The following is a 22,849-nucleotide window of genomic DNA, read 5'->3' on the forward strand; positions in this document are numbered from 1 at the left end:
GCCAGGCCACGCCTTGACGGCCGCAAGCAAGGCGTCATGCTCAATGGCAATCGGACGTCGCTTTAATGGTTGCTACGAGAGCAATGACGATGGAAAGAGCCGCGCACTACCGCACCACGCCCGACGTAAATCCGGCCTTCCGCCGCGGCGGCTTAATGTCCTTTTTCAGGAAGCAGCGTGCCTCGCGCCCGGTATAGCCGGGGCGGGCATAGGTGAAGGCGCGGCATTTGTTGTCGGCGGTGCAGGCGGCCTTGCAGACGTCCTCGCCTTCGCCTTCCTTGAGGTCGAAATTACGCAAATCCCCGCCGGGACGATCGATCGAGGTCTCGACACCCTCGACGCGCGGCTCGATCACGCCAGCGCCGCGCACGCCGGAGATACAGCAATTGGCGGGCTGTCGCGGCGGCACGGTGTTCTTGAGCCAGCACACCGCGGCAGCGCCGTCGATATCAGGGTAGCTGAAGCTCCAGGCGCGGCACTTGCGATCACGCTCGCAGAGCAGCGCACAATCCTCGGGATCACCCGACGTGACCGGGGTGCTGAAATAATCGCCGCCCGGGCGGTCGAACGCCGTCTGGGCGCACGCAGGGACACTCGCCAAGCCACTCGCCAAGGCGAGCGCAAGCAGCGTGGCACATGCCACGACGCAAGCCATGACCTTTGGCAGGCGGCCCTTCCCCATTTGGAACAGCTTTCGAGTTATTGACGGCGCTCAGTTTTTTCGGCTGGTCATTTGATCGCCGCAAACCTGTATGGGCGATGAACAGCCTAGATCCTGATCGTTGGCCAGTCTAACTAGAAGGCGTATTCCGCGTAGGCTGGTTCCACCGAGCCCTTCCAGGCGCCGTTGAATTTCTCGAGCATCTCCTCGGCCGGGGTCCGGCCGGAATCAATGATGCGATCGAGCGGCTCCAGATGCCGCGTTTCGTCGCGGCCGATCGAGTCGATACGGCCGCGGCGGCGCAGGCCCGCATGTGCCAGAACGAGGCATTCCTTGGCGATCTCGAACAGATAGCGGTCCTTGATCCGTGCCTTGAAGCCGAAGCGCGGCACATCGTCGCGCAGCGCCTGACGCTCGGGCGCAGTCCAGTGCTTCACCAGGTCCCAGGCCGCATCGAGCGACACATCGTCGTAGAGCAGCCCGGCCCAGAACGCCGACAGCGCCGGCAGCCGGCCCCACGGGCCACCGTCGGAGCCGCGCATCTCGAGATAACGCTTGAGCCGCACCTCCGGGAATATCGTCGAAAGATGGTTGGCCCAGTCCGACAGCGTCGGGCGCTCTCCGGGAAGATTGTTGTTGCGGCCGTCGAAGAAGGCGCGGAACGAGGAGCCCGACACGTCGATGTAGTCGTCGCCGCGCTTGACGAAATACATGGGCACGTCGAGCGCATAGTCGACATAGCGTTCGAAGCCCATGCCGTCCTCGAACGCCCACGGCATCATGCCGGCGCGCGCATTGTCGGTGTCGCGCCAGATCTCGGAGCGGAAAGACAAAAAGCCGTTCGGCTTGCCTTCGGTGAACGGCGAATTGGCGAACAGTGCCGTCGCGACCGGCTGCAGCGCCAGCGAGACGCGCAGCTTCTTGACCATGTCGGCTTCCGAGGAGAAGTCGAGATTGGTTTGTACCGTGCAGGTCCGATACATCATGTCGAGGCCGTATTGGCCGACCTTCGGCATGTAATTGGTCATGATCTTGTAGCGGCCCTTCGGCATCACCGGAATATCCGCGCGCGACCAGGACGGCGTCATGCCAAGGCCAAGGAAACCAATGCCGAGCGGAGTCGCGATCTCGCGCACCTGCGCCAGATGCGCCATCAGCTCGCTCTGGGTCTGGTGCACGTTCTCGACCGGCGCGCCCGAGAGTTCGAACTGTCCGCCGGGCTCGAGCGAGATCGCCCCGCCGCCGGTGACGTCGTAGAGGCCGATGATATTGCCCTTCTCCATGATCGGCTCCCAGCCGAGCAGGAGCTTCATGCCTTCGAGCAGCGCACCGATGCCCCGCGCGCCTTCGTAAGGCACCGGGCGATGGCCATCGAGCGTGAACGGGGTCTTCTCGTGCTCGGTGCCCATGCGGAATTCGGACGGGTCCTTACAGCCGGCCTCGAACCACGCAACGAGCTCTTCGCGCGATTGCAGCGGCGTCATGTCGATCTGGTCTCGCGCCATATCAAACTCTAATCAAAAGGGCGCTTCGATCGAAGGCGCGCGGGTGACGGGAATGGTCCGCGAACCCATGGGGTGCACGGACGAGCTGGTGTTCCGCGCGGTCATCGCGACGGCAAGGTTTCGTTGACGTTGATGGCGGGCGGCAGCTTCATCTCGCCGCACGAGCAGCCGAGACGGTCGAGCAGACCGCTGAGCTTTACGGCATCAGCATCGGACAGTTTCGAGCCGACATATTTTTCAATCGCGGCCGAGTAGGCGCCCCACATCCGCTTCTGCAGCTCGCGGCCCGCCTCCGTGATCTCCACGAACTGGCCGCGCTTGTCGATCTTGCATTCACGCCTGATGGCGAGGCCTTCGTCGACCAGGCGATCAATCAACCGCGAGGTGGAGTATTGCGGGATCAACATCTGCCGCTCGAGCTCCACTGGACGCAGCTCACCGCTCGGCGCGCGCGACAATTCGAGCAGCGCGTCGTACCATGCCAGTGGCGGGAACCCGGCCTTCTTCAGGTCCTGCTCGACGCAGTCGAGCACACGGCTCTGCACCCGCATCAGGCGGATCCAGGCACTGGTGGCCTCGGTCGATGGTTTGCGTTTCATGGTCCCGCTCAAGCTCGTCGTCCGCTTCTTACCCCACTCGATGCACCTGCATCAATCTTGACTATTCGATGCAGATGCATGTAGGCGTTCTTTCGCCCCAACCAAGCGTCAAGAGGAGGAAATTCCATGAAACTGTATTACTCGCCCGGCGCCTGCTCGCTGTCCCCCCATATCGCGCTCCTGGAGGCCGACCTGCCCTATGAGCTGGTCAAGGTCGATCTCCGGGCCAAGAAGCTCGAAAACGGTGAAGACTATCTGAAGGTCAATCCGAAGGGTCAGGTCCCCGCGCTGGGCCTCGACGGCGGTGAGATCGTGACCGAAGGCCCGGTCATTGTCCAGATGATCGCCGACAAGGCCCCGGCGAAGGCGCTGGCGCCCGCGCGCGACAGCGCCGAGCGCTACAAGCTGCTCGAATGGCTGAATTTCCTCACCTCGGAGGTCCACAAGAGCTTCGGCCCGATGTTTGCGCCGGCACTGAACGACGACGCCAAGGCCTTCTTCAAGGACCGGGTCATGGGCAAGCTGAAGCACATCGACAGCCAGCTCGCCGGCAAAGACTACCTGATGGGCAAGCAGTTCTCGGTCGCCGACGGTTACCTCTTCACCATGCTGACCTGGGCCGACCGGATGAAGTTCGACCTCTCGGCGATGCCCAACCTCACCGCCTACAAGGCTCGCGTGGCGGCCCGGCCGAAGGTGCAGGAAGCGCTGACGAAGGAAGGGCTGGCGCAGGCGAAGTAAGCCCGCACAGCACCGAACATGCGAAAGGCCGGATCAACGATCCGGCCTTTTTGTTGTGAACCGTTTCACCGGCTACGACGTCGAACGAGCATCTCCATGAGACAGTTGCCCCATGAACATGATCGTCCTCATGACCGCCGCCGGCGCGCCGCTTGCGATGCTTGGGCTTTCGAGCCCCGTCGCAGCGCAGCGCAATTGCATCTTCATTGTCCATCCGCAGATCACCTCTGCGGTGTTCGAGAGCAAGGAAGGAAAGATCGTCTTTCCGGACCGGCCGACCGAATATCCGTGTAGCTACGTCAAAAAGAGCGGCGAAGCGAACATCGCCTTCAGCAACCAGAACGGCTGGCGTTTCGAGGTGCGCATTGGCCGCGGCGACGAAGGCAGCTGGAAAGCCAATCTCGCCGACGATGTGGTCTCCGGCCGGGCATTCTCGCCGTTCGGCGACTGAACAAGGAAGGCCGGATCGGCGATCCGGCCCTTCTGGTTTCGTGCGTAGCCCGGATGGAGCGAAGCGCAATCCGGGGTCTCTGCCTCCAGCACGATTGTCCCGGATTTCGCTGCGCTCCATCCGGGCTACAAGTGTCTCAGGCCGCCGCCTTCTTCGGCGCGAAGCGGCCGTAGAAGGTTTCGCCCTTCGCGGCCATCTCCTCCAGCAGCTTCGGCGGCGTGAAGCGGGAGCCGTACTTGGCCTCGAGCTTATGGCAGAGCTCGACGAATGTCTTCGTGCCCATGAAGTCGATGTAGGACAGCGTGCCGCCGGTGAACGGCGCGAAGCCGAAGCCGAGGATCGAGCCGACATCCGCCTCGCGCGGATCGGTGATGACGTGATCCTCCACGGTGCGCGCGGCTTCCACCGCCTGCACCACCAGGAAGCGCTGCTTCAGCTCCTCGATATCGAGCGTGTCAGGATCGAGTTGCTTGGGCTGCAGCGCCGAGAGGCCAGGCCACAGGCTCTTCTGGCCCTTGCCCTCGGGATAGTCGTAGAAACCCTTCTTGTTCTTGCGGCCGAGGCGGCCCTGCTTCTCGACCATCTCGACCATCAGCTTCTTCTGATCGGGATTGATGGCGTTCGGGCCGAGATCGGCTTCGGTCGCCTTCATGATCTTGAGACCAAGATCGAGCGCGACTTCGTCCGAGAGCGAGAGCGGGCCGACCGGCATGCCGGCCATCTTGGCGCAGTTCTCGATCATCGCCGGCGGCACGCCTTCGAGGAACATCTCGTTGCCTTCGGCGACGTAGCGGCCCACGCAGCGGTTGGCGAAGAAGCCTCTGGAGTCGTTGACGACGATCGGCGTCTTGCCGATCTGCCGGACGTAGTCGAGCGCCGTCGCCAGCGCGAGGTCACCGGTGTTCTTGCCCTTGATGATCTCGACCAGCATCATCTTCTCGACCGGGGAGAAGAAGTGAATGCCGACGAACTTGCCCTGGTCCTTGAAGCTCTCGGCCAGCGAGGTGATCGGCAGCGTCGACGTGTTCGACGCGAAGATCACGTCCGGCTTGAGATATTCCTGCGCCTTCGCGAACGTGTCCGCCTTGACCCTGCGGTCCTCGAACACGGCCTCGATGACAAGGTCGACGTCCTTCAGCGCAGCATAGTCCGCCGTCGGCGTGATGCGCGCGAGCAGCTTCTCGGCATCATCGGCCTTGGCGCGGCCCTTCTTGATCTGGTCCTCGATCACCTTCTGCGCATGCGCCTTGCCCTTGTCGGCGCTTTCCTGGTCGCGGTCGATCAGGACGACGTCGAGGCCGGCGCGGGCAGAGACGTAGCCGACGCTCGCGCCCATGAAGCCGGCGCCGATCACGGCGATCTTCTTCACCTTGGTGGCGGGAACGTCCTTCGGACGGCGCGCACCCTTGTTGAGCTCCTGCATCGACAGGAACAGGCTGCGGATCATCGCGGCCGCTTCCTTGGAACGCAGCACCGAGGTGAAGTAGCGCGACTCGACGCGGAGTGCCGCGTCGATCGGCAACTGCAAGCCTTCATAGACGCAGCTCATGATCGCGCGCGCGGCCGGATAGTTGTCGTAGGTCTCGCGGCGATAGATCGCGTTGCCGGCCGGGAACATCATCATGCCGGCCTTGGAGAACACCGGACCGCCCGGCAGCTTGAAGCCCTTTTCGTCCCAGGGCGCGACGGCCTTGCCGCCGCCCTTGATCCAGTCCTTCGCGGACTTGATGAGATCGGCAGCGGGAACGATGGCGTGGATCAGATTGAGCTGCTTCGCCTTGTCGATCGTGACAGGATCGCCCTTGAGCAAAATGGTCATCGCATCCTGCGGGGGCACCAGACGCGGCACGCGCTGCGTGCCGCCGGCGCCGGGGAACAGGCCGACCTTGACCTCGGGCAGGCCGAGGCGCGTCTTGGGATTCTCGGCCGCCACGCGATAGTGGCAGCACAGCGTGATCTCGAAGCCGCCGCCGAGCGCGAGGCCGTTGATTGCGGCCGCCCACGGTTTGCCTGATGTCTCGATCGAACGCAGCACCAGCGAGAAGCGACGGCTCTGCTCGAACAGCATCTGGTTGGCCGCGGTCTCGCCCTGCTCCTTGAACACTTTTGCGTAGGCCTGGTTCATGCCTTCGAGCATGGAGAGATCGGCGCCGGCGCAGAACGCCTCTTTCGCCGAGGTGATGACGACGCCCTTCACCGCGGCATCCGCCGTGGTTTCCTTGACGATCGCGTCGAGCTCGCTGGTCGAGGTCTCGTCGAGCACGTTCATCGAGCGGCCCGGGATGTCCCAGGTAACGAGCGCGATGCCGTCGGAATCGGTCTCAACCTTGAAGTTCTTGTAAGCCATGTTGGTTGCTCCTCGGTGCCGCAGCCGATCTCAGGCGCGGCGGTTGACTGTGATCTCGTAGGGTGGGCAAAGGCGCACTTGCGCCGTGCCCACCATCATTCGCTGAGACCGCAGTGGTGGGCACGCTTCGCTTTGCCCACCCTACGGCAGCTCGTTACACGCGCTCGATGATGGTCGCGGTGCCCATGCCGCCGCCGATGCACAGCGTCACAAGGGCGGTGGACTTGTTGGTGCGCTCGAGCTCATCGAGCACGGTGCCAAGGATCATCGCACCGGTGGCCCCTAGCGGATGGCCGAGCGCGATCGCGCCGCCGTTGACGTTGATCTTGGCGTTGTCGATGTCGAAGGCCTGGATGTAGCGCAGCACCACCGAAGCAAAGGCCTCGTTGAGCTCGAACAGGTCGATATCGGACTTCTTCATGCCAGAGCGCGCGAACAGCTTTTCGGTAACGTCGACCGGACCGGTCAGCATCATCGCCGGCTCGGAGCCGATATTGGCAAACGCACGAATCTTGGCGCGCGGCTTGAGGCCATACTTGCTGCCCGCTTCCTTGCTGCCAACCAGCACGGCGCCGGCGCCGTCGACGATGCCCGACGAGTTGCCGGCGTGGTGCACGTAATTGACGCGCTCGATCTCCGGGTGCGACTGGATGGCGACGCCGTCAAAGCCGCCCATCTGCGCCATCATCGTGAACGAAGGCTGCAGCTGCGCCAGCGACTGCATCGTCGTCGTGGGACGCATGTGCTCGTCCTTGGCGAGGATGGTGAGGCCATTGATGTCCTTGACCGGCACGACCGACTTGTTGAAGCGGCCCTCGTCCCAGGCTTTGGCGGCGCGCTGCTGGCTCTGCACGGCGTAGGCGTCGACGTCGTCGCGCGAGAAGCCGTACTTCGTGGCGATCAGATCCGCCGAGACGCCCTGCGGCATGAAGTAAGCAGGCACGGCCATCGACGGATCCATCGGCCAGGCGCCGCCGGAGGCGCCGATGCCGACGCGGCTCATCGACTCCGCGCCGCCGCCGATGACCAGCTCATGCTGGCCGCTCATCACCTGCGCTGCGGCAAAGTTCACGGCATCGAGGCCGGAGGCGCAGAAGCGGCTGATCTGCACACCGGGGACGGCTTCGCCGAGACCGGCCTTGAGCGCGGCAAAGCGCGCGATGTCGGAGCCGGCTTCGCCGACCGGATCGACCACGCCCAGGATGACGTCGTCGACGGAATCCTCCGGCAGGTTGTTGCGGTCCTTCAACGCCTGCAGCGGCACGGTGGCGAGCGCCAGCGCGGTCACTTCGTGCAGCGCGCCGTCCGCCTTGCCGCGGCCGCGGGGGGTGCGAACGTGATCGTAGATATAGGCATCTGCCATGGGAGCCTCCTGATTGCGGTTGTTTGTTACGATCGGACGCGATCGAAATCCTGGTGAAGCGAAATCATCAGAACGCTTCCGCCGGCAGTTCCATGATGGTGGCGCAGCCGGACTGGATGCGCGCGAGATTGGCGGCGGTCTCCGGCAGCATCCGCTCCATGAAGAAGCGGCCTGTGACGAGCTTGGTCGAGAGATAGGGCGTCGCGCCGCTGGCGGCAATCTTGGCCTGGGTGACCTTGGCCATCTTCGCCCACATGTAGCCGAGCGCGACGAAGCCAAAAAGATTCAGATAGTCGGTCGCAGCAGCGCCGGCATTGTCGGGCTTGGCCATCGCGTTCTGCATCAGCCAGGTGGTGGCCTGCTGGAGATGACCGAGCGAGGTCGAGAGCGGGGTGATGAAAGGCTTCAGCGCCTCGTCGCCGCCATTCTCCTTGGCGAAGGTCATGACCTCGCCGAAGAAGGCCATGATGGCGCGGCCGCCGTCGCGCGGCAGCTTGCGGCCGACGAGGTCGAGCGCCTGGATGCCGTTGGCGCCTTCATAGATCATCGCGATGCGGGCGTCGCGGACGAACTGCTCCATGCCGTGCTCGGCGATGTAGCCGTGGCCGCCATACATCTGCTGCGCCTGCACCGCGTTGGCAAAGCCGTAATCGGTGAGGAAGCCCTTCAGCACCGGCGTCATCAGGCCCATGTGATCGTCGGCGGCCTGGCGGTCCTTCGGGTCCTCGGAGCGGTGGGCGACGTCGCTCTTCAGCGCGGTCCAGATCACGAAGGCGCGCGCGGCCTCGTTGAAGGCGCGGATCGAGAGCAGCGTACGCCGTACGTCGGGATGCACAATGATCGGATCGGCCGGCTTGTCCGGCGCCTTCACACCGGTGAGCGAACGGCCCTGGATGCGCTCGCGGGCATAGGCCACCGCGTTCTGATAGGCGACTTCCGACTGCGCAAGGCCCTGAACTGCGACGCCGAGGCGGGCCTCGTTCATCATCACGAACATGCCCTGCATGCCCTTGTTCTCTTCGCCGATCAGCCAGCCGGTGGCGTTGTCGTAGTTCATCACGCAGGTCGAGTTACCGTGGATGCCCATCTTGTGCTCGATCGAACCGCAGACGACGCCGTTGCGCTGCCCCACAGAACCGTCGGCATTGACGAGGAATTTCGGCACCACGAACAGCGACACGCCCTTGATGCCGGCGGGCGCGCCCTCGATGCGGGCGAGCACGAGGTGGATGATGTTGGAGGCCAAGTCATGCTCGCCGGCCGAGATGAAGATCTTGGTGCCCGTGATCTTGAAGGAGCCATCCGCCTGGCGCACCGCCTTGGTGCGGAGCATGCCGAGATCGGTGCCGCAATGCGGCTCGGTCAGGTTCATGGTGCCGGTCCATTCGCCGGCGACCATCTTCGGCACGTAGGTCTGCTTCTGCTCCGGCGAGCCGTGAACGATCAGCGCGGCGGTCGCGCCCATGGTGAGGCCGCCATACATCGAGAACGCCATGTTGGCGGAGATCTGGAATTCGTTGACGGCCTGCGAGAGCGTCACCGGCAGGCCCTGGCCGCCGAACTCGGTCGGAGCCGACAGGCCGAGCCAGCCGCCCTCGGCGACCTGCTTGAAGGCTTCCTTGAAGCCTTTCGGCGTGGTGACGCTGCCGTCATCGGCGCGCTTGCAGCCTTCGAGATCGCCGACACGGTTGAGCGGCTGCAGCACCTCTTCGGCGAGCTTGGCGGCTTCGCCGAGGATCGCCTCACGCACGTCGCTCGACGCGTCCGAGAAGCCGGGCAGGTTGTCGTAGCGGTCGATCTGGAAGACGTCGTTGAGCAGGAAGTTCACGTCTTCGACGGGGGCTTTGTAGATCGGCATGGTGGTCTCCGGCAATTCTTGAAGTGATTTGCGGTCTGAAGTGATGACGTTGCTTATGATTGGGCGGCAGCGAGCTGCTCCGCCATCAGGCGATGCAGCATGTTGATGGCCTTGAGCGGACGCACCATCACCTTGAAATGGGTGATGCGCCCCTCTGAATCGAAGGTGATGATGTCGACGCCGTTGATCTCGATGCCGTCGATCATGGTCTTGAATTCGAGCACGGCGCCGTCGGCGTTCGTCCATTCGCCGACATAGGTGAAACCGGGACCACCGAGCACCTTCTCGGCGCTGGCGAGATATTTGAAGGTGATGTCGCGCCCGCGCTGCGGCGAGTGCACGACCGGGCTCTCGAACACGGCGTCGGGATGCAGCAGGTCCCACAACGCCTTGGTGTCGTGAGATTTCATGTAGGCGTACCAGGACTCGAGGCCGGCCATTCTCACGTCCTCCCTAAGGCCTTGGGCAAACAGCCCGAAAACAACCCCATGCACAGTAGGAGCGGGTTGATTCCGCTGGGTTTTCAGATCGCGCCTCGGGCCCGACCTCAATCTCACCTCATATGCACATTGACGCATATGCACCGATACGCATAAAGTCAAGCCAAATGGTCGGGACGTCTCAAGGAGCTGGTGCCATGGCGCTGGGCGACGCAATCCTCGCATGCCTGACGGAACGTCCGATGACGGGCTACGAGCTCGCCAAGACATTCGATTCCTCGATCGGCTTCTTCTGGAAAGCCGACCACCAGCAGATCTACCGCGAACTCTCCAAGCTGCGCGACCGCGGCTACATCCAGGGCCGCGAGGTCGTGCAATCAGGCAAACCCAATAAACTCATCTATACGCTGACTCCCGAAGGGCGAACAGCGCTGCGGCACTGGGCCGCGCGGCCGAGTACGCCGCCCTCGATCAAGGACGATCTGCTGGTGCGGCTGCATGCCCTCGACAGCATCGACATCGAGCCGATCCGCACCGATTTGATGGACCGCCTGGAGCACCACCGCGACCGGCACGAGAACTATGAGCGAATACTAAAAAAGCGATTCCCGGAAGGGACTGCTTCAGGCGTGCTCGACCTTGGCAATCTGCTGCTGCTGCGCCTAGGGGCGCGCCACGAGCAGATGGTGGCCGATTTCTGCGAAGAGGCGCTTGAAGCGCTGTCGGCGATGTCAGGCAAGGATAAGGGGACCGGCACGGTGGTGCCGCTGGACGACGGCAAGCGCGAGAAGGGCTGATGCGCCCAGCTAGAACTTCGTCACGACCGGCTTGCCATCCCAGTTGAACCGGACGTTCACGCCGGCGCGGACGATATCGTCGGTGAGCCGGACATCGCGCGTCACAACCGGCACCCCTCCGAGCAGAGTCCGCGTCTCGAAATATCGCTTGCTGCCGAAATCGGTATGAACATACTCGAGCTTGAAGCTCACTGCGCCCCAACTGTCAGTCCAGGCTGCCCATTCACCGCCGAGCCCGGCCGCAAGCCCGGTCCGGGTCCTCGACTCACGCACGGCTCCGAAAGCATCGAAGACAGTGACGTCGGTTCCGGCGAAGGCGATTCCGGCGGTGCCGTAGATCAGAAACTGATCGAGCGCATAGCCGACGCGGCCGCGGAACATGTCGATCCATTTCTCCCGCGTGGTGCTCGTTGCCGTGACGTTGAACGGCGGCATGTCCGGCGCGGAGCCGTGCTTGTTGGTCCATGACGCGTCGTTCTCGAAGCCCAGCACCGTCTTTTCGATCTGGAAATCGCAGCCGAAATCCCCGCCGGCGACGCCACCGGTGAGATTGAAGGTACCGGAAATTGTGGGACCCACGGCATCACCGGCGCGCGGGACGTCCTCGCTCTTGCCCCAGGAGCCGCCGCCCTGAACGCCGACATAACAGCTCGTCCAGTTGAAGCCAGCGGGCACTGGGGCTTTCACCGCAGGCTTTGCCGCCGGGGCATCGGCGGCAAAGGCGGGCGATACCAAGCCGGCCGCGAGCGCGGCCACGAGCAACCATTTCATGTCAGCAACAATCTCAGGCTGAGCGCCGGTCGCGGCACTCACTTACCCATGAGACGATCCGGTCAGGCCCGCGGCGAAATCTTTGTCTGTGCCACGCCGACGGTGCGCTCCTTCTCCCGCAAGCGCAGGGCAATCGCAGGGACATGCCGTACAGCTTCCGTCATCCTTCGAGGCCTCCGCCAAGCGGCGCGATTGCGCCGCTACGCTCCGGCTCCTCAGGATGACGGATTTTGCATTGCCTATGCGGGGCCAATCCCGGCCATGGCGAACATCGGCGCAAGGCTCCCCATGTTCCCGCCGCCCAACTTTAAGACACCCGCGACAGGTTCCTTAACCCGTTATTTACCGTAACGGACAAAAGTCGGAATTCGAGGCAGACGACCCGCGCCGAATTCGATTGTCTTGCAAACGGAACGCGTGGGGAGACTGGAGGCGCCGGGTGGGGCGCCGGAGTCGGAACCGGACAGAGTCATGAATTCGCGCGTATCGTGGAGTGTTGACGGCATCGATCCATCCGTCAGGGAGCGGGCCGAAGCTGCTGCGCGCCGTGCCGGAATGTCGCTCAACGATTGGCTGAACTCCACGCTCGGCGAGACTGCCCCGCCGAACTTTCGCGGGCCTTACGAGCAGCCGCGTCAGGATCAGCGACCGGATCCGCGCGCTCAGCGGATGCCGGGGCAAGGCTCGGGCCAAGGCTCGGGCCAGGACTCGGGCCAAGACTCGGGCCAAGGCTTCAGCCAGGAGAGTCGCGAAGTCGCCGACATCCATCAGCGGCTCGACGCGATCGCCCAGCAGATCGAACGGATTTCAAAACCCGCCGCACCGCGCCAGGATTCTTCAAGACAAGATTCTTCACGACAAGACCCATCACGACAGGACGTCTCGCGCGAGCAGGGCGTCGCACGCCAGCTCAACGATGCGATCTCACGGCTCGATGCCCGCCTGTCGCAGATTTCGCGGCCCCAGCAGCCTCAAGCGCCGCAATTTCAGGCGCCGCGGCCGGCACCAAGCCCCGTCGAATCGCGCCAGCGCCAGGCCGATGCGGTCGAGCGCGCGGCCGCGCAAGTATACCGCAATTCACCGCCCTTGAGCCCCGCATCGTTCGACGTCGCCGTTGCCGAGATCACCGCGCGGCAAAGCGAGCTCGATGGATTTGCGCCGCGGCAGGTGCCGCCGCGCGCCGCGCCGTCGATCGCGCCTGCCGCTGCTCCCTATGCGCCGCCGATGGCGCCGCCCGCGCCCGCCTATGCGCCGCCGCCAGCTCAGGCAGGGCCGGATTTCTCGTCGCTCGAGCGCCATCTGCTCAAGATCACGAGCCAGATCGAATCGCTGCAGCGCCCCGACAATACCGCGCAGGCGATCAACACCTTTCGCTCCGAGCTCGCCGAGATCCGCCAGGCCATCACCGAGGCGATGCCGCGCCGCGCGATCGAATCGATCGAGAACGAGATCCGCTCGCTGCACCGGCGCATCGACGAAACCCGCTCCAACGGCACCGACGGCCAGGTTCTCGCCGGCATCGAACGCGCGCTGTCCGACATCAAGCAGGTGCTGCGCACGCTGACCCCTGCCGAGCAGCTCGCCGGCTATGACGAGGCGATCCGCAACCTCGGCGGCAAGCTCGACATGATCCTGCGCGCCAATGACGATCCCTCGACGGTGCGCCAGCTCGAAGGCGCGATCTCGGCGCTGCGCGGCATCGTCTCGAACGTTGCGTCCAACGAAGCGCTGGCACGTCTCTCCGAGGACGTGCAGTTGCTGGCGTCCAAGGTCGATCAGGTCAATCGCGGCTCGGACCGCGGCGACAGCTTTGCCGTGCTGGAGCAGCGCATCGCCGCGCTCACCGCTGCGCTGGAAACGCGCGAGCGGCCGCAGGCCACCGAGAGCACCGAACATCTGGAAGCCGCGATCCGCGCGCTGTCGGATCGTTTCGACCGCATGCAGGTCGGCAACGATTCGGCGTCGACCTTCGCGCATCTGGAGCAGCGGGTCTCCTATCTGCTGGAGCGGATCGAAGCCGCCTCCGACTCGCGCGGCGGCAATTTGAGCCGTGTCGAGGACGGGCTGCACGACATCCTGCGGCACCTGGAGCGGCAGCAAGCCACCTATTCCGCGCTCGCCGAGAGCCGCAATTCGGCGCCGCCGCCCGATTCCGGAATGGTCGACCTCGTCAAGCGCGAGCTGTCCGACATCCGCTACAGCCAGGCCGAGACCAACCGCAGCACCCAGGATTCGCTCGAGGCCGTGCACAACACGCTCGGTCATGTCGTCGATCGCCTCAGCATGATCGAGGGCGACCTGCGCGCCGTGCGCACCGCTCCGCCCGCCCCTGCCCCCGCGCCGCAGCCGATGGCCGCGCCCCTGCCCGGGCCAACGTCGATGGCAGCTCCGGTCGATCCGGCGCCGATGGCGCGCGAGCAATGGACGCCGCAGCCACCGCAGCCGGGCTACGACCCGAAGCCCGAGCTGCCCAATCCAGCTGCCGCGCAGCCGCACGCGCACTCCGCCTTCATGGCTGCCCCGCGCGAATTCCACGCCGCCGCCGCCCCCGCAGCGCCGCCGCCGCTGCCGATGGCACAACCGGTTCCGCCGCGCGCCATCAGCGAGATCCTCGAGCCGCACGCGGCGCCCGCACGCGCCGCGATCGCGCCTGGGCTGCCGCCGGATCATCCGCTCGAGCCTGGTACGCGTCCGAACGGTCGCCCCGCCACGCCGTCCGAGCGAATCGCCGCGTCCGAGAGCGCGATCAGCGACATTCCCGCCGCTCCGAAGGAGCCGGTGTCGTCGTCGAGTTTCATCGCGGCCGCGCGCCGCGCCGCGCAGGCCGCCGCCGCGCAGCCGCCCGAGAAGCCCGCGCGTGGCGCCAAGGCTGCCATCGCGGCCCGCGTCAAGGAGAAGAAACAGGCCGCAGGCCCGGAAGGCGGATCGACCATCACGTCGAAGATCCGCTCGCTGCTGGTTGGCGCCAGCGTCGTCGTGATCGTGCTCGGCACCTTCAAGATGGCGATGAACCTGCTTGAAGGCGGCGGCACGCCGCCGGCGCCGCAGGCAATGGAAAACACATCGAGCCAGCCGGCTCCGCAAGCCCAGCCGCCGGTCGAGATCAAGCCCGCGGCGCCCGAGCAGGTCACGCCGTCGATGACGTCCCCGACACCGATCGGGAAGCAGTCGTTGAACAACGCCGCGCCGGCGCCGGTGACGAATTCCGGCAGCACGGCTTCGGTCGAAATTCCAGCCGCGCCCGCCGCGGCAGCGCCGCCCCCGGCAGCGGCGAATAGCGACATCACCGGTGCGCTGACGGGCGCGAGCCGCGCACGACTGAGCGTCGTCCAGATCCCGCCGAGCGAGAAACTGCCTGACGGCATCGCCGGTCCCGCCCTGCGTGTCGCTGCAATGAAGGGCGATGCGACCGCGGCCTACGAGATCGGCGTGCGTTTTGCCGAAGGCAAGGGCGTCGCGGCGAATTACGACGAAGCCGCCAAATGGTACGACCGCGCGGCGCAGGCCGGCGTGGTGCCCGCGACCTTCCGCCTCGGCACCCTCTACGAAAAGGGCCTCGGCGTGAAGAAGGACACCGACATCGCCCGTCGCTACTACACGCAGGCCGCCGAGCGCGGCAACGCCAAGGCGATGCACAATCTCGCGGTGCTCGACGCCGACGGCGGCGGACGCGGCGCCAATTACAAGAGCGCGGCGCAGTGGTTCCGGAAAGCAGCCGATCGCGGCGTCGCCGACAGTCAGTTCAACCTCGGAATCCTCTACGCCCGCGGCATCGGCGTGGAGCAGAACCTCGCCGAATCCTACAAATGGTTCAGCCTCGCCGCGGCACAGGGCGACGCCGACGCGTCCGGCAAGCGCGACGACGTCGCAAAACGCCTCGACCCGCAATCGCTCGCCGCCGCCAAGCTCGCGATCCAGACCTTCAGTGCCGAGCCGCAGCCTGACGACGCGGTCAATGTGGCGACGCCCGCCGGCGGCTGGGACAGCGCGCCGCAGGCAGCCACCAAGCCGGCGCCAAAGCCGGTCGCGACGAAGAAGTCGGCGTCAGCGGCGCATTGAGCGCAGTCGGTCGACTCCAACAGCGAATTTCTAAAGTCGTCCTGGCGAAAGCCAGGACCCATTGCCACCGAATTCGGTTTGGCGGAGGCTGGCAGTTATTCTTCCCAGGTCGGTCACTGCGAGTTGTCGCTACAACCCCTCCCTGGGGTAATGGGTCCTGGCTTTCGCCAGGACGACGATGGAGAGCTACGGCGCCTCGATCATCGTCCGCACGCCGGCTCCAGCAGCCGCAGCCGTGCGGTGATCGTCAGCGTGGCCTTGCCGGACGCGTCACCAGGTAGATGCCGAGCGCCACCGGAACGATCCCCAACAGGTCGCGCGCTTCGACATGCTCGCCGAGCACGAGGAAGGCGAACAGCATGCCGAGCGGGGGCATCAGGAAATGATAGGCACTGGCCGCGGTCGCGCCACACACTTTCAGGAGATGAAACCAGAGCCAGTAGGCGAGGATCGAACCGCCAAGCACGAGGAACGCGAAGGCGCCGATCAGGCCCGGCGTGAAGTCGATCGCGTGCACGTCGGCGAAGGTCAGCGCGATCGGCGTCAGCACGATGCCGGCCGCAAGATTCTGCACGCCGTTGCCGATCCACAAGCTGCCCTTGGGCGCGAGCAGCTTGAACAGGATGGTGCCTGATACGATGGAGGCGAGCGACGCCAGCGTGAAGATGATGCCGTGCAGACTGTCGGTGCCGACCGACAAGCGATGCCAAACGATCAGGGTGACACCGATGATGCCGAGCAGGAGGCCGCTCGCCTTGCGCCAGGTCATGCCCTCGCCGAGCAGCAGCGCCGCGAGCGCGGCGGTGAACACCGGATTGGCCGAGACGATCAATCCACCGAGGCCGGCGGAGACCGATTGCAGGCCGGTGTAGCCGAGCCCGAGATAGAGCGCGTTGTTGGCGATGCCGATCACGGTGAAGATGAGGACATCACGCCACGACAACGACCAGTCGCCGCGGATCAGCGTGGTGCCGAGGATGAGGATGCCGGCGAGCGAGAAGCGCGCAGCGAGCAGGATCAAGGGCGGGCAATGGGTGACGCCGATCTTGCCGGCGACGAAGGCATAGCTCCAGAGCAGGCAGAACAGGCCGATCGCGAGCGGCAAGGTGTTGAAGCGGCTGCGGGGAACCGGAATCGAGGGAGCGAGGGACATGGCATTCTCGGATGTTTTTCTCTGGCCCCCGATCTAGGGACCGCGCTTGCCATTTGGAAATTAAATGATTAACTCGCAGCCAGTGGATTTTCGAATGGAGGCGGGGATGCTCGATCTGGAGCTTTTGCGCAGCTTCGTCTCGGTGGTCGAGGCCGGCGGCTTCACCCGCGCCGGCGAGCGCGTCCACCGCACGCAATCGACCGTCAGTCAGCAGATCAAGCGGCTGGAGGACGATGTCGGCCAGTTGCTGCTGCTCCGCGACGGCAAGGACGTGCGCCCGACCGAGGCCGGCGAGCGGCTGCTGTCCTATGCGCGGCGGCTGCTGGCGCTCGCGGAAGAGGCGCGCGACGTGCTGCGCGAGCCCGACGGCGGCGCGGTCCGGCTCGGCATCCCCGAAGATTTTGCGGCGTATCGTCTGGCGAAGCTGCTGGGCGCGTTCACGCGCTCGCATCCGAACCTGCGGCTGGACGTGCGCGCCGACCAGAGCAAGAACCTCGCCCGCGATCTCGAACGCGGCGAGCTCGATCTGGCGCTCTACAAGCGCGAAGCCGGCGGCAAGGGCGCCATCGCCACCTGGCCCGAGGAGGTGCACTGGGTCACCAGCAAGAGCCATCCTGTTGATGTCAACGCACCGTCGGTGCCGCTGATCGGCTTTCCGCTCGGCTGCCTCTACCGCGCCGGCGCGATCCATGCGCTGGAGAGCGCCGGCCGCGCCTGGCACATGTCCTACATGTCGTCGAGCCTTGCCGGCATCCAGGCCGCGGTCGCCGCCGGCATGGGCTTAAGCATTCTCTCGGAGATGTCGATTCAGTCAGACCATCGCGTCCTGACGGCGAAAGACGGCTTTGCGCCGATCAACAAGACCGAGGTCGCGCTGATGGCCGCGCCGAATGCCAGCTCTGCGACCTTGCGGCTGGCGGATCGGCTGGCCGAGTTCTGCGAGACCGTGCAGGCGAAGGCGGCGTAGTCGCCAGGAGGTCGGTGCGTAGGGTGGATTAGCCGAAGGCGTAATCCACCACTTCTGTCTCCGCGGATACGAACCTTGGTGGATTACGCCTAGCGGTTTGCGCTTCGCGCAATCCGCGGGGCTAATCCACCCTACGAAGCGTGCTGCCGCCGCGACGTCAGCATTCGTAGGTTGGGCAAAGGCGCGAAGCGCCGTGCCCACGATCCTTCAATAATTGGCAGATGGTGGGCACGCTACGCTTTGCCCACCCTACGAGAGCCGGCCCTTAGTAACACCGTGACGCGGCGATCGCATGGACACGGCGGTCGCCGAGCAGGTGCGCGACAAAGCCGTTCTTCGGGAAAATTTTCGCGAACGCGGCATCGCGGATGCTGAGGCCGCCGGCATAGGCGCCGAAGGCCGGCATCACGGCGCGTAGGCCGTCACTGGCGAAGCAGCGCCGCTCCATCGAACGGCCGCGGGCGGAGACGCGTGCTTTGGGATGGAGATGGCCGGCGATTTCGCCCTGCGCGCCTGATGGCTCGTGGCGAAAGGTGATCGGTCCGATCGCGACTTCGACAGCAATGGTGCCGCCGAGATCGCGCGGCAGCATCGGATCGTGATTGCCCGAGATCCAGATCCAGTCGCGGCCAGTCTGGAGCGCAGCAACGGCGTCGCGATCGTCTGACGAGAGGCGCTCGTGCGCGGAGCGATCGTGAAAACTGTCGCCGAGCGCGATGACGGTTTTTGGATTATGGCGGGAGATGACAGCAGCGAGCCGGCTCAGCGTCGCGAGCGTATCGTAAGGCGGCAACAGCACGCCGCGCGTGGCGAAGCTGGAGCCTTTTTCGAGATGCAGATCGGAGACGACCAGCAGGCGCTGCTCGTCCCAATAGAGGGCGCCGGAAAGATCGGCAGCAAAGGTCACATCGCTGATGCTGACCCTGGAAACGCGCATATCTTCATCATCCCCCGAATCCAGCGCGCCTGCCGTCACGTCCTACCCGCTTCTGTCCATCGCCTCATTGACCAGCTCATTGGCGGCTTCGGCCAACAGCTCGTCTGCAGCTTCGCCATAAACTGACTCGCGGCCGATTTCCAGCATCACGGGCACGGCCAGCGGGGAGACGCGGTCGAGTTCCCGGTGGGTGATGCGGCCCTGGATGCGCATCAGCATGTCGCTGAGGCGGCGCAAATCGAGCAGGCCGGTGGCGGCATCGGCGCGCGCGGCGCGCAGCAGCACGTGATCGGCCTGATGCTTGCGCAGCACGTCGTAGACGAGATCGGTCGAAAAAAGGACCTGGCGGCGGCTCTTCTCCTCCCCGGTGTGGCGCCGCGCGATCAGGCCGGAGATGATCGCACAATTGCGGAAGGTGCGCTTCATCAGTGCGGATTCGGCGAGCCAGGCCTCGAGGTCGTCGCCGAGCATGTCGGGGTCGAACAGGGCGTTGAGGTCGAGCTTGCCGTTGCGGATCATGAAGGAGAGATCGCCGAGCGCCCAGATCGCCACCGCATATTCGTTGGCGACGAAGCCCAGCGGCCGGGCGCGTGCGCGCTCCAGCCGGCGCGTCAAGAGCATGCCGAGCGTCTGGTGTGCGAGACGCCCCTCGAAGGGGTAGCACACGATGTAATGCTTGTTGGCGCGCGGAAAACTTTCGACCAGCAGCTCGCGCACCGCCGGCACGCGGCTGACGTCCTTTTGCAGCGACAGCCAGTCGCGCACCTGCTCCGGCAAACCCTTCCATGCCCTGGAATCATCGAGCAGGCGGCGGACGCGCTCGGCGAGATAGGTCGAGAGCGGGAACTTGCCGCCCATATAAGATGGCACCTTCGGATCCTTGTCGTGTGCGCGCGAGACATAGACCTGGTCTTCCACAAGCGTTTCGTAACGCACCACCTCGCCACTGAAGACAAAAGTGTCGCCGGGGGAGAGGCCCTCGATGAAGGCTTCCTCGATCTCGCCGAGCAACCTACCGCCGCGCGCGATCACGCCGGTCGAGCCGGTGCCGCCGCCACGCGAGCGCACCAGCCGCACCTTCAGCATGTCGTCCTCGACGATGGTGCCGACATTCATCCGGTAGCTCTGCCGCACCTTCGGATTGGCGACGCGCCAGCGGCCCTCCTTGTCCTGCTTGATGCGGGCGAAGCGCTCATAGGTCTTCAGCGCGTAGCCACCGGAGGCGACGAAATCGACGACGTCGTCGAAATCCTGTCGCGTGAGATCGGCGTAGGGCGCGGCGGTGCGGATCTCGGCATAGAGCTCATCCGAGAAGAACGGCTCGCCGCAGGCGCAGCCGAGCACATGCTGGGCCAGCACGTCGAGTGCGCCGGTGCGCAGCGGCGGCGTGTCCTGCGCATTCTCGGCGATGGCGTCGATGGCGACGCGGCACTCCAGCACCTCGAAGCGGTTGGCGGGCACCAGCACCGCGCGCGAGGCCTCGTCGAGGCGGTGATTGGCGCGGCCGATGCGCTGCATCAGGCGCGACGAGCCCTTCGGCGCGCCGATATTGACGACGAGATCGACGTCGCCCCAGTCGACGCCGAGATCGAGCGAGGAGGTGCAGACCACGCCGCGCAGTTTTCCCGCCGACATCGCATCCTCGACCTTGCGGCGCTGGGCGACGTCGAGCGAGCCGTGATGCAGCGCGATGGCCAGGCCATCGTCGTTCATGCTCCAGAGGTTCTGGAACAGCATCTCGGCCTGGCTGCGGGTGTTGACGAACACCAGCGTGGTCTTGTTCTGCTTGATCAGTTCGTAGATCTCAGGGAGCGCATGGCGTGCGCTGTGTCCGGCCCAGGGCAGCCGCTCGCGCGTATCGAGCATCTGCACTTGCGGCGGCGCCGCGCCTCCGGCGACGACGATGTCGGCAGCCGCCTCCTGCCCGCCCGGCTGCGGCACCAGAAAGCGCGCGAGCTGGTCCGGCTCGGCGACGGTCGCCGACAGGCCGATCGCGCGCATCCGCGGCGCCAGCCGCCACAGCCGCGCAAGGCCGAGCGACAGCAGGTCGCCGCGCTTGGAGGTCACCAGCGCGTGCAATTCGTCGAGCACGATGCGCTTGAGTGAGGAAAACAGGAACGGCGCATCGTCGGACGACAGCAGCAGCGCGAGCTGCTCCGGCGTCGTCAGCAGGATGTCAGGCGGATAGCGCCGCTGCCGCTGGCGCCGCGACACCGGCGTATCGCCGGTGCGGGTCTCGACCTTGATCGGCAGGCTCATCTCGGCGATGGGCCGCTCGAGATTGCGGGCGATGTCGACGGCGAGCGCTTTCAGCGGCGAGATGTAGAGCGTGTGCAGGCCGGCGCTGCGCTGAACGCCGCGGCCGGTGGAGACGAGCTTGTTGTCACCTCCCCCCTTGTGGGGGAGGTCGGCAGCCGCAGGCTCCCGGGAGGGGGGTAGCCCCACGAGCAGTGCTTGTGGCCGCCCCCCTCCCCGGCCCTCCCCCACAAGGGGGGAGGGAGAAGACAGCTCCACCAGCGTCGGCAGAAATCCCGCCAGCGTCTTGCCGGCGCCGGTCGGCGCGATCAGCAGCGCGCTGGCGTCCTCGCGCGCCTTCTCCAGCAGCGCGAGCTGATGCTCGCGCGGCGACCAGCCGCGCGCCGCAAACCACGCCTGGAAGCGGTCGGGCAGCAGCGTGGCCGGCTCGGCCGTGGCTTTGATGATGCGGGGCGGCACGGCATCACACGTAAGCCGCGGGAAAGGGTTCGTCGAGGGGTGGAAGGTCCCGTAGGGTGGGCAAAGCGCAGCGTGCCCACGCATTATTCGCGACCATGAAGAGATGGTGGGCACGGCGCAAGTGCGCCTTTGCCCACCCTACGGCATCTCGATTGCCGAGAGAGCCTACTCCACCACCGGCTTGTCCGAGACCTCCCAGTCCTTGCCGTTGAAGACCTGGATGAACAGCGTCTTCATCGGCGTGTAGTCGTCGGGGGTGTAGCTGTAAGTGACGCCGTCGAGGAAGAACGGCGAGTGGAAACCGTTGAGGTTGGAGGCCTGCTTCAGCACATTGGCCCGGGTCAGCTCATCGCCGCAGCGGCGCAGGATCTCGCCCATGGTGACGGCCTGGCCGTAGCCGGCATAGGCGATCGTGTTATCAGGAGCGATATTGGGTAAATATTTCTTGCGCAGCTCCTCGAACGCCGTGGGGCCCGGATCCTTTTCCCAACGGCCGGGGCCGGCATCCTTCGCATAGCTGATCGAGACGATGTCCTTGGCATTCTCGAAGCCGGCGGCGCTGAGGATGGATTTGCCGGTCGAGCCGGCCGAGAGCAGCTGCAGCGGCTTCCAGCCGAGCTCGGCTACCTTGCGGATCGACTGCGACGACGCCTTGCCGGTGGAGATGTTGTAGAAAACGTCGGCGCCCGATTTCGAGAGATTGATGAGCTGGGAATCGACCGTGGGATCGGTCAGATCGTAGGTCTGCTCCATGATGACAGATGCGGTGCCGCCGGCGTCCGCCAGCACCTTCTTGAAGGGGCCAAGGAAGTCGCGGCCGAAATCGTCGTTCTGGTAGAGGATGCCGACCTTGGCATTCGGCTTCGCATTGAGGACGTGGCGCGCCAGGATGCGCGCTTCGGTCGGATAGAGCGGCAGGCCCGCCATCGTCCACTTGAACTCTTTCGGGTTGTTCCACTTCGAGGCGCCGGTGTTGAGCAGCAGCTGCGGCACCCCCTTGGAATTCAGGTATTTGTGCACGGCCGTCTGCGGCGCGGTGCCGAGCGAGCCGTAGAGTGCGAGCACCTCCTCCTGCTCGACGAGGCGCCGCGTGGCCTCGACACATTTCGGCGCGCTGTAGGCATCGTCGAGCGTGAGGAAATTGACCTTGCGCCCGTTGATGCCGCCGCCCTCGTTGAGCATCTGGAAATAGGCCTCGCCGACGCGGCCCAGCACGCCGTAGAGCGAGCCGGGGCCGGAATGCGGCACGGTCTGGCCGATCTTGATCTCGGTGTCGCTGGCGCCGGCGTCGTATTTCTTCTCGGCGGCCCACACGTAAGGCGCGGGCAGGACCGATGCGGCGATGGTGGCGAACGCGGCGGCGCTGACATCGCGCCGCGATGGATTCTTGGTCATTGTTGTTTCTCTCCCTGGTGCGCGCATTGTGCTGGCATCGCAGCTTCGCTCGCAAGCAGGAAGTCGTCGCATTGCGACGCAATGACGCTC

At 65.2% G+C, this 22,849-nt stretch carries 17 protein-coding genes; 5 read left to right on the top strand and 12 right to left on the bottom strand.

Going from position 1 to position 22,849, the window contains the following annotated elements; translation table 11 throughout:
* Positions 1–106 precede the first annotated feature (106 nt).
* The 3 genes from JQ621_RS30735 to JQ621_RS30745 form a co-directional block, all read right to left on the bottom strand.
* Positions 107–682 (bottom strand): PAN domain-containing protein, encoded by a 576-nt coding sequence (locus JQ621_RS30735; RefSeq protein WP_212240592.1) that lies wholly within the window; start codon positions 680–682, stop codon positions 107–109.
* A 113-nt stretch (positions 683–795) separates the two neighbouring features.
* Positions 796–2,166, bottom strand: coding sequence for a glutamate--cysteine ligase (locus JQ621_RS30740; RefSeq protein WP_212240593.1), 1,371 nt, complete (start codon positions 2,164–2,166; stop codon positions 796–798).
* A gap of 101 nt (positions 2,167–2,267) precedes the next feature.
* Complete coding sequence (locus JQ621_RS30745; protein ID WP_212240594.1) at positions 2,268–2,765, bottom strand: MarR family winged helix-turn-helix transcriptional regulator; 498 nt, start codon at positions 2,763–2,765, stop codon at positions 2,268–2,270.
* 126 nt (positions 2,766–2,891) lie between these two features.
* Between JQ621_RS30745 and gstA the strand changes: the two genes are divergently transcribed.
* Both gstA and JQ621_RS30755 read left to right on the top strand, forming a co-directional pair.
* Positions 2,892–3,506, top strand: a complete 615-nt coding sequence (gene gstA / locus JQ621_RS30750) for a glutathione transferase GstA (RefSeq protein ID WP_212240596.1) — start codon at positions 2,892–2,894, stop codon at positions 3,504–3,506.
* 112 nt (positions 3,507–3,618) lie between these two features.
* Positions 3,619–3,957 carry a hypothetical protein gene (locus JQ621_RS30755; protein WP_212240597.1) on the top strand — a complete coding sequence of 113 codons (339 nt, stop codon included), beginning with the start codon at positions 3,619–3,621 and terminating at the stop codon, positions 3,955–3,957.
* Between the two features lie 136 nt (positions 3,958–4,093).
* Here JQ621_RS30755 and JQ621_RS30760 read toward each other — a convergent pair whose 3' ends face one another.
* From JQ621_RS30760 to JQ621_RS30775, 4 genes are all read right to left on the bottom strand, one after another.
* Positions 4,094–6,304 (bottom strand): FAD-dependent oxidoreductase, encoded by a 2,211-nt coding sequence (locus JQ621_RS30760; protein ID WP_212240598.1) that lies wholly within the window; start codon positions 6,302–6,304, stop codon positions 4,094–4,096.
* Between the two features lie 154 nt (positions 6,305–6,458).
* Positions 6,459–7,667, bottom strand: coding sequence for an acetyl-CoA C-acetyltransferase (locus tag JQ621_RS30765; protein ID WP_212240599.1), 1,209 nt, complete (start codon positions 7,665–7,667; stop codon positions 6,459–6,461).
* 67 nt (positions 7,668–7,734) lie between these two features.
* Entirely contained in the window at positions 7,735–9,525 is a 1,791-nt protein-coding gene (locus JQ621_RS30770) for an acyl-CoA dehydrogenase C-terminal domain-containing protein (RefSeq protein ID WP_212240600.1), read from the bottom strand.
* A gap of 53 nt (positions 9,526–9,578) precedes the next feature.
* Positions 9,579–9,965: a nuclear transport factor 2 family protein gene (locus tag JQ621_RS30775; RefSeq protein WP_212240601.1), complete on the bottom strand. Its 387-nt coding sequence runs from the start codon at positions 9,963–9,965 to the stop codon at positions 9,579–9,581.
* A gap of 197 nt (positions 9,966–10,162) precedes the next feature.
* On the opposite strand from JQ621_RS30775, the gene JQ621_RS30780 reads away from it, so the two are divergent.
* Complete coding sequence (locus JQ621_RS30780) at positions 10,163–10,762, top strand: PadR family transcriptional regulator (RefSeq protein ID WP_212240602.1); 600 nt, start codon at positions 10,163–10,165, stop codon at positions 10,760–10,762.
* Between the two features lie 9 nt (positions 10,763–10,771).
* On the opposite strand, the gene JQ621_RS30785 is transcribed toward JQ621_RS30780, so the two are convergent.
* Entirely contained in the window at positions 10,772–11,533 is a 762-nt protein-coding gene (locus JQ621_RS30785; protein ID WP_212240604.1) for an outer membrane protein, read from the bottom strand.
* Between the two features lie 471 nt (positions 11,534–12,004).
* Between JQ621_RS30785 and JQ621_RS30790 the strand changes: the two genes are divergently transcribed.
* Positions 12,005–15,592: a tetratricopeptide repeat protein gene (locus JQ621_RS30790; protein WP_212240606.1), complete on the top strand. Its 3,588-nt coding sequence runs from the start codon at positions 12,005–12,007 to the stop codon at positions 15,590–15,592.
* A 247-nt stretch (positions 15,593–15,839) separates the two neighbouring features.
* Here the strand turns inward: JQ621_RS30790 and JQ621_RS30795 are convergent, their stop codons facing one another.
* The gene (locus JQ621_RS30795) at positions 15,840–16,745 is read right to left on the bottom strand and encodes a DMT family transporter (RefSeq protein WP_212240608.1); all 906 of its coding nucleotides are present in this window, start codon (positions 16,743–16,745) and stop codon (positions 15,840–15,842) included.
* A gap of 106 nt (positions 16,746–16,851) precedes the next feature.
* Here JQ621_RS30795 and JQ621_RS30800 point away from each other — a divergent pair, with 106 nt between their 5' ends.
* Entirely contained in the window at positions 16,852–17,712 is an 861-nt protein-coding gene (locus JQ621_RS30800; RefSeq protein ID WP_212240609.1) for a LysR family transcriptional regulator, read from the top strand.
* Between the two features lie 265 nt (positions 17,713–17,977).
* Here JQ621_RS30800 and pdeM read toward each other — a convergent pair whose 3' ends face one another.
* The 3 genes from pdeM to JQ621_RS30815 all read right to left on the bottom strand — a co-directional run bounded on the left by pdeM (position 17,978) and on the right by JQ621_RS30815 (position 22,759).
* Positions 17,978–18,649, bottom strand: a complete 672-nt coding sequence (gene pdeM, locus JQ621_RS30805) for a ligase-associated DNA damage response endonuclease PdeM (protein ID WP_212240610.1) — start codon at positions 18,647–18,649, stop codon at positions 17,978–17,980.
* A 42-nt stretch (positions 18,650–18,691) separates the two neighbouring features.
* Complete coding sequence (locus tag JQ621_RS30810) at positions 18,692–21,364, bottom strand: ligase-associated DNA damage response DEXH box helicase (RefSeq protein WP_312015458.1); 2,673 nt, start codon at positions 21,362–21,364, stop codon at positions 18,692–18,694.
* A 165-nt stretch (positions 21,365–21,529) separates the two neighbouring features.
* Entirely contained in the window at positions 21,530–22,759 is a 1,230-nt protein-coding gene (locus JQ621_RS30815; RefSeq protein ID WP_212240611.1) for an ABC transporter substrate-binding protein, read from the bottom strand.
* Positions 22,760–22,849: the final 90 nt, after the last annotated feature.

The sequence above is a fragment of the Bradyrhizobium manausense genome, from assembly GCF_018129685.1.
Lineage (GTDB): Bacteria > Pseudomonadota > Alphaproteobacteria > Rhizobiales > Xanthobacteraceae > Bradyrhizobium > Bradyrhizobium manausense_D.